The 6,689-nt window shown below is 67.1% G+C and carries 5 protein-coding genes; 3 read left to right on the top strand and 2 right to left on the bottom strand.

Annotated elements, in window-relative coordinates:
- Positions 1 to 131: 131 nt before the first annotated feature.
- Positions 132 to 866 (bottom strand): FadR/GntR family transcriptional regulator, encoded by a 735-nt coding sequence (locus ACIWQI_RS10635; protein WP_396657309.1) that lies wholly within the window; start codon positions 864 to 866, stop codon positions 132 to 134.
- A gap of 66 nt (positions 867 to 932) precedes the next feature.
- Positions 933 to 2,288, bottom strand: coding sequence for an aldehyde dehydrogenase family protein (locus ACIWQI_RS10630; RefSeq protein ID WP_396657308.1), 1,356 nt, complete (start codon positions 2,286 to 2,288; stop codon positions 933 to 935).
- Between the two features lie 191 nt (positions 2,289 to 2,479).
- Between ACIWQI_RS10630 and ACIWQI_RS10625 the strand changes: the two genes are divergently transcribed.
- The 3 genes from ACIWQI_RS10625 to ACIWQI_RS10615 are packed head-to-tail and all read left to right on the top strand — an operon-like array spanning position 2,480 to position 6,618.
- Complete coding sequence (locus ACIWQI_RS10625; protein ID WP_396657307.1) at positions 2,480 to 3,454, top strand: alpha/beta hydrolase; 975 nt, start codon at positions 2,480 to 2,482, stop codon at positions 3,452 to 3,454.
- On the top strand, positions 3,451 to 5,100 hold the full coding sequence (locus ACIWQI_RS10620; RefSeq protein ID WP_396657305.1) for a flavin-containing monooxygenase: 1,650 nt from the start codon (positions 3,451 to 3,453) through the stop codon (positions 5,098 to 5,100). Before ACIWQI_RS10625 ends, ACIWQI_RS10620 begins: the two co-directional genes overlap by 4 nt.
- A 60-nt stretch (positions 5,101 to 5,160) precedes the next feature.
- Positions 5,161 to 6,618 carry an APC family permease gene (locus tag ACIWQI_RS10615; protein ID WP_396657304.1) on the top strand — a complete coding sequence of 486 codons (1,458 nt, stop codon included), beginning with the start codon at positions 5,161 to 5,163 and terminating at the stop codon, positions 6,616 to 6,618.
- The last annotated feature ends 71 nt before the right edge of the window (positions 6,619 to 6,689 follow it).

The following is a 6,689-nucleotide window of genomic DNA, read 5'->3' as shown; positions in this document are numbered from 1 at the left end:
GTGCGCATCTCGGCGGGATCGGTGAGCCTGCGCTGATCCGCCCGAGCGCGGCGGGATGGAGATCCTGGTCGGGGAGGATGCGTTGGCGGCTCCCCGCCGGGATCTCCTCCCATCCGCGGTGCTGACTCTCGCTACTCCACGTCTTCGGACAGGAAGCCTCGCAGGAGGGCGTTCGAGCCTTCGACATGCTCCAGCATCGCCTGCGCCGCAATGTCGGGCTGGCCCGTGAGGATCGCGTGCACGATCGCCTTGTGCTGCTCGTTCGAGTTCGTGAGGTTCGGCGGAAGGAGCGGGATCGTCCCGAGCACCTCGTTGACCCTCGTGCGCAGATCGGCGACCAGCCGCACCAGATCGCGCGCCCCCGTCGCCTCCGCGATCATCAGGTGGAGCTTCGAGTCGAGCCGTCGATAGTCCGACGGGTCGGCGTCGAGCGATTCGTCCAATGCGGTCTGCAGAGCCGCCCGCTCTGCGGCGGTGAGATCGCGCCCGGCAGCGACCCGAGCCGCGCCGACGTCCAGGACGCGTCGCAGCACCGAGATGTTGTGGAGCTCCTCCTCGTCGAGCTTGACAGACGCAGGTGCCGATGATTCCGGAACCGGGAGCGTCTCCACCACGAACGTGCCGCCGTAGCGGCCTCTCTTGGAGACGACATAGCCGTGCTCGACCAGAGTCGACAGCGCTTCGCGCACGGTGTCTCGGCTCACCTTGAGCATGTCGGCCAGCTCGCGCTCGCTGGGGAGCCTCTCCGCCGGTGCGATGACGCCGAGCCGGATCGCCTGCAGCAGTCGCCGAACCGTCTCCTCATACGTGTTCGTCGGCCGTCTCGCCCGATACAGGAACCCTGTGGCTGCCTTCGGCGAATGCATCTTCACCTTCACGTCACTCGATTGCGCGGGCATTTCGACAGTAGTGCGTCGAGCCCTGCCGAGGCGTTACTGCGTGGCGAGGAACACATTCTTGGTCTCCGTGAACTGCAGCGGGGCGTCGGGTCCGAGCTCGCGACCCAGCCCCGACTGCTTGAAGCCTCCGAACGGGGTGGCGTACCGAACGGAGGAGTTCGAGTTCACCGACAGGGCGCCGCTTTGCACACTCTGGGCGACGCGCAGAGCCCGCCCCAGATTCTGCGTCCAGATAGAGCCGCTCAGACCGTAGACGGAGTCGTTTGCCAGCTGCACGGCATCCGCTTCGTCCTCGAAGGGAAGCACCGCGACGACCGGGCCGAAGATCTCCTCCGTGGCCACGCGGTCGCCCCGAGCGGGGGTCACCACGGTCGGCGCGAACCAGGCACCGGGCCCATCCGGACACGATCCGCGGAACGCGACCGGCACGTCGTCCGTGACGAATGACGCCACGTTCTCGCGGTGCGCGAGCGTGACCAGTGGCCCGACCTCGGTGCGCTCGTCGCGAGGGTCGCCGACGACCACCCGCCCCACGGCCTCCTCGAAATGCTGCATGAACTCGTCGTAGACGCTCTTGTGCACCAGGAGCCGGCTGCGCGCGCAGCAGTCCTGCCCCGCGTTGTCGAACACCGCGTACGGGGCGGCGGCCGCCGCGGCTGCGATGTCGGCATCCGCGAAGACGATGTTCGCAGACTTGCCGCCGAGCTCGAGGGTGACCGGCTTGACCTGGTCGGCGGCGCCGGCCATGATCCGCTTTCCGACCGACGTCGAGCCGGTGAAGACGATCTTCCGGACATCCGGATGGGTCACGAACCTTTCGCCGACGACGGAGCCTCGCCCGACCACGACTTGGAGCAGGCCCTCCGGCAGCCCGGCATCCAGGGCGAGCTGCTCCAGGCGCATGCTGGTCAGCGGGGTCCACTCCGCCGGCTTGAGCACCACCGCATTCCCGGCCGCCAGCGCGGGCGCGAAACCCCAGGATGCGATGGTCATGGGGAAGTTCCAGGGCGTGATGACGCCGATCACGCCATACGGCTGGTGAAAGGTCACATCCACTCCGCCGGCGACCGGGATCTGCTGTCCGATGAGCCGCTCCGGTGAGCCCGCGTAGTACTCGAGCACGTCGCGCACGTGCGCGGCCTCGCCGCGGGACTGGGTGATCGGGTGGCCCGAGTTGGTCGTTTCCAACTGCGCGAGATGCTCGATGTCGCCGTCCACCGCGTCGGCGAATGCCCGCAGCAGCGACGCCCTGTCCTTCGGTGACACTTCCGCCCAGGCGCGTTGCGCGTGCACCGCCCGGGCGATCGCGGCGTCGGTCTCGGCGACTCCGGCGTGGGTGACGGTCTCCACGACCGTCTCGTCAGCGGGGTTGATGATCGTGTAGCTCACGACTGCTCCGTTGCGCTCGTTCTTCAAATATGCGACAGTCCGACCAATAGCGAAGTGGTCGTCGAGGAACTCTCCGCGCATCTGGTCGGTCGCACTGATCCTAAAGATAGGCTACTCTGACCATTGACTTCGAGGACACGATTCCCAGGAGTCCGTACTCAGAGCCGAGCACGAGCACAGCGAGGACCCCGATGCCGCTTCCGCTTGACAACGATGCAGAGCAGTATCTGCGCCTGCGTCGTCAGCAGAGCGTGCTGGTCGGCGGTGCGGACACGCTCGACCCGGTGGCCCTGAGAGACGAGGAGCGCGCACTGCGCGCGCGATACGGACACGGCCCGCAGATGCACCGCGAGACGCTCGTGAAGGCCCACGGCGGGATTCCGCGCCACTTCATCCTCGACCCGGCGGAAGCGCCTCTCGGCGAGCTCATCCACTTTCACGGCGGCGGCTGGGTCATGGGCGAACCGGAGGACTACCTCGCCGTGTGCCGCGCCCTGGCCAAGGCCAGTGGATGGCGCGTCGTGGTCCCGGACTATCGTAAGGCGCCCGAGCATCCGTTCCCGGCCGGCCTGGACGACTGTCGGGCGATCGTCGGAGAGCGGCTGCGGGTCCGAGATGCCGGTGGACCGGACGGCAGCCTCCCGCTCGCAGTGGGCGGAGACTCTGCCGGCGGGAACCTCGCGGCGGTGATCACCGCGGAGCGTGCGGCGACGGACCGCGACGCGCTCGCAGCCCAGGTTCTGATCACGCCGGTGCTCGACAGCGACCTCGATCGTCCGAGCTACCGGGATCCGGGCCGTCAACTCACGCTCACGCGGGACGCGATGGCGTGGTTCTGGGACCAGTACCACCCGCGCGGCCCGCGAGTGGACCCCGCCCTCGCGCCCCTGCGATCGCCGCATCTCGCGGCACTTCCGACCACCGTGTTCATCTCCGTCGGCACCGACGTTCTGCGCTCCGAGGGTGAGGCGTACCTGGCGCTCCTCGCCGACGCCGGAGTTGATGTGCGGCATCGGGAGTTCGCCGGACAGCTCCACGGCTTCTTCCAGCTCCACAACGTGATGGCCGCTTCGACGCAGGCAGTGGACACCATCGCCGAGGAGCTGCGCGCCATCGCACGTGCCTCGCAACGCACGAATCCCACTCACACAGGAGGACTCTCTTGACGCGACCCGAACAAGAGCACTCGGCGGACGCCATCGTCGTCGGCGCCGGATTCGCCGGGCTCTACCAGCTTGTGCGGCTGCGGGAGCTCGGCCTTCGAACTGTGGTCTTCGAGCGCGGCCCGCAGGTCGGGGGCACGTGGTACTGGAACCGCTATCCCGGAGCGCGATGTGACATCACCTCGCTCGACTACTCGTACTCGTTCGATGAGAAGCTGCAGCAGGAATGGGAGTGGAGCGAGAAGTTCGCCACCCAGGCGGAGATCCTCCGCTATGCCGAGCATGTCGCCGAGCGGTTCGACTTGAACAAGGACATCCTCTTCAACAGGGCGGTGACCGCAGCCGTATGGGACCCGTCGCGGCACGTCTGGGCGGTCAGCGTCACCGAAGCGACTGACGACGGTGCGCCGCGAGAAGGCGCCGCCGTCGAGGAGTACACGGCGAAGTACCTCATCCTCGCGGTGGGGAACCTGTCCGCGACGCACACTCCCGACATCCCCGGAATCTCCGATTTCGAGGGTCGCAGCTTCCACAGCGCACAGTGGCCGACCGAGCCGGTGGACTTCACCGGCAGGAGGGTCGGGATCATCGGCACCGGGTCCACCGGCATCCAGATCATCCCGCTCGTCGCTCAGGAGGCCGGGCACCTCACGGTCTTCCACCGGACCCCGAACTTCAGTCTGCCGGCCGGAAACCGCCCGCTCCGTCCGGCGGAGGTCGCCGAGCGCAAACGCGACTACGCCGCGTATCGCGAGCGCGCTCGTCATTCGTTCACGGGAGTTCCCGTCCCGGTTCCCACCCGTAGCGTCTTCGACGTCTCGGACGGGGAGCGCGAGCGCGTCTTCGAGCAGGCCTGGGAGTCGGGCGTGTACGGGGCGCTCCTCGCATCCTTCACCGATCTGTCGACGGACGCCGAGGCGAACGAACTGGCTGCGGAGTTCATCCGGCGCAAGGTGCGCGCGATCGTCGACGATCCGAGTGTCGCGAAGGTGCTCGAGCCGCGTGGCAACTACTTCGGCACCAAGCGCACGTGCCTGGACACCGACTACTACCAGACCTTCAACCGTGACAACGTCACGCTGGTCGATCTGAGGTCCGATCCGATCGTGCGGATCACACGGTCAGGCGTCGCCACCGAGCAGGGCGAGTTCGAACTGGACGACCTCATCTTCGCGACCGGGTTCGACGCGATGACAGGATCGATCCTCGCGGTCGATCCGATCGGCAACGGAGGGCTGTCGCTGCGTGACGCGTGGCGAGAAGGCCCGTACACGTTCCTGGGCATCGCCTCGCATGACTTCCCCAACCTGTTCTTCATCACCGGTCCCGGCAGCCCGTCCGTCCTCAGCAACATGATTGTCTCGATCGAGCAGCACGTGGACTGGATCACCGCGCTGATCCAGACGATGCAGGAACAGGGCATCGCGGCGACCCATCCGACCGAGCAGGCGCAGCGCGACTGGATGCGGACCGTGCACGATGAGGCGGCCAGAACGCTCTATCTGAGCGGCAACTCCTGGTACCTCGGAGCGAACGTGCCCGGCAAGCCCCGGGTGTTCATGCCGTACGTCGCCGGCGTCGGGAAGTACCGACGCATCGCCGAGCAAGAAGCCTCCCAGGGCTACCCGCACTGGGAACACGTGGCGTGAGGACACCCCTCCGCAGACCCACAGCCAGTCAATGACGACGACGAAAGGGAATGACCCATCATGACCGAGACAAACGATCGCGCGGCGGCCACGGAGGCCGCCGGCACGGCACCCGCGGAGCGGACGACGCTGCAGAAGGACTCCCTGAACTGGGGGCACGTCGCGCTGCTCTCCCTGGCCGGGTGCGGGCCGGCGGCGGTGATCGCGCTCAACCTTCAGTTCATGGGGCAGTTCGCAGGACTCGCCCTGGTGTTCGCCTTCGTGCTGGTTTGGCCGGCGATCCTGCTCTTCATGAACTCGCTCGCCGAGTTCTCCCGTCGCGTCACGAGCGCCGGCGGCCTCTACGCCTACAACCTCAGGACATGGGGCGCCAAGTTCGGCTTCGTGTACGGGTGGACCTTCATGGGCGCCTACATGGTGCTCGCTGCGGCAGGGTTCGCCGTGTTCGGCGGGTGGCTCGCGGAGTGGTTGCTGAGCCAGTTCGGCATCGACATCCCGTGGTGGCTTATCACCCTGGTCGCCCTCGCCGCGGTGACGGTCCTCTCCATGCTCGGGATCACCGAGAGCATGCGGACCTCGCTCGTGCTCATCGGCATCTCCGTCGCCGTGATCCTCGCCCTCGCCCTGTGGATCGTGTTCACCGGCGGCGACAGCCAGGGTGGCGGTTTCAGCGGAGAGCCCCTCATCCCCGGTGGCGCCGGGACCCTCGGCTGGGCCGGCATCGGGCTCGCGATGACCTACGGCGTGCTCTCCCACGCGGGGATCGAAGAGGGCACCACCCTCTCCGAAGAGGTGAAGCAGCCCAAGAAGAACGTGGGCAAGGGCCTGTGGGTGGTCGCCACGATCCTCCCGGCGTTCTACATCTTCGTCAGCTACGCGATGGTCCACGGCTACGGCATCGCTCGCATCGAGGAGTTCGGCCTCGACCCCGCGCCCCTGCAGACCATCGCGCTCCACTACTGGGGTGAGATCGGCCTCGGCATCGTCGTGATCGCGGCGATCGTCAGCATCCTGGGCTTCAGCCAGGCGGGCTACCTCGCCGGCGTGCGGGTCATGTTCACGCTCGGCCGCGACCACGTCTTCCCCAAGTGGATCGGTCTGAGCTCGTCGCGGCACACCCCCGCGAACGCCTCGATCGTCATGGGCGTGGTCTGCCTGGTTCTCGGCATCCCGCTCGGCCTGATCGTCGGACCGTTCAACGTGTGGGGTTACTTCGGGTTCCTGGTCGGCATCTTCTTCTTGGTCTCGTACATCATCACCAACATCGCCATCGTCGTGTTCGCACGCCGCGAGGGCTTCTTCAAGCCGATCCGACACGGCGTCCTGCCGATCCTGGCGGCGATCATCTTCGCCTATCCGCTGTACAGCTCCCTGTGGCCCATCCCTCCGGGTGAGTACGCGGTGCTGCCCTGGGTGTATGTCGCGTGGGTGCTCATCGGCGTCGTGCTGCTCATCGTCACCGCCAAGCGGCGTCCGCAGGTGCTCACGCGAATGATGGAGGACGAGACCAAGTGGTAGAACCGCACACCGAATCAGCTGTACCGGAATCGGCGACGGAGAGCCTCGACGCCTTCGCGGCGTGGTGTCAG

This window comes from Microbacterium sp. (assembly GCF_044508325.1).
Lineage (GTDB): Bacteria > Actinomycetota > Actinomycetes > Actinomycetales > Microbacteriaceae > Microbacterium.
Note: the sequence above shows the minus strand (reverse complement) of the source record. Positions and strands in the feature narration are given on the sequence as shown.

Coding starts and splice junctions, on each gene's coding strand:
- ACIWQI_RS10625 (WP_396657307.1), top strand. CDS start 2,480: ATGCCGCTTCCGCTTGACAACGATGCAGAGCAGTATCTGCGCCTGCGT.
- ACIWQI_RS10615 (WP_396657304.1), top strand. CDS start 5,161: ATGACCGAGACAAACGATCGCGCGGCGGCCACGGAGGCCGCCGGCACG.
- ACIWQI_RS10635 (WP_396657309.1), bottom strand. CDS start 866: ATGCATTCGCCGAAGGCAGCCACAGGGTTCCTGTATCGGGCGAGACGG.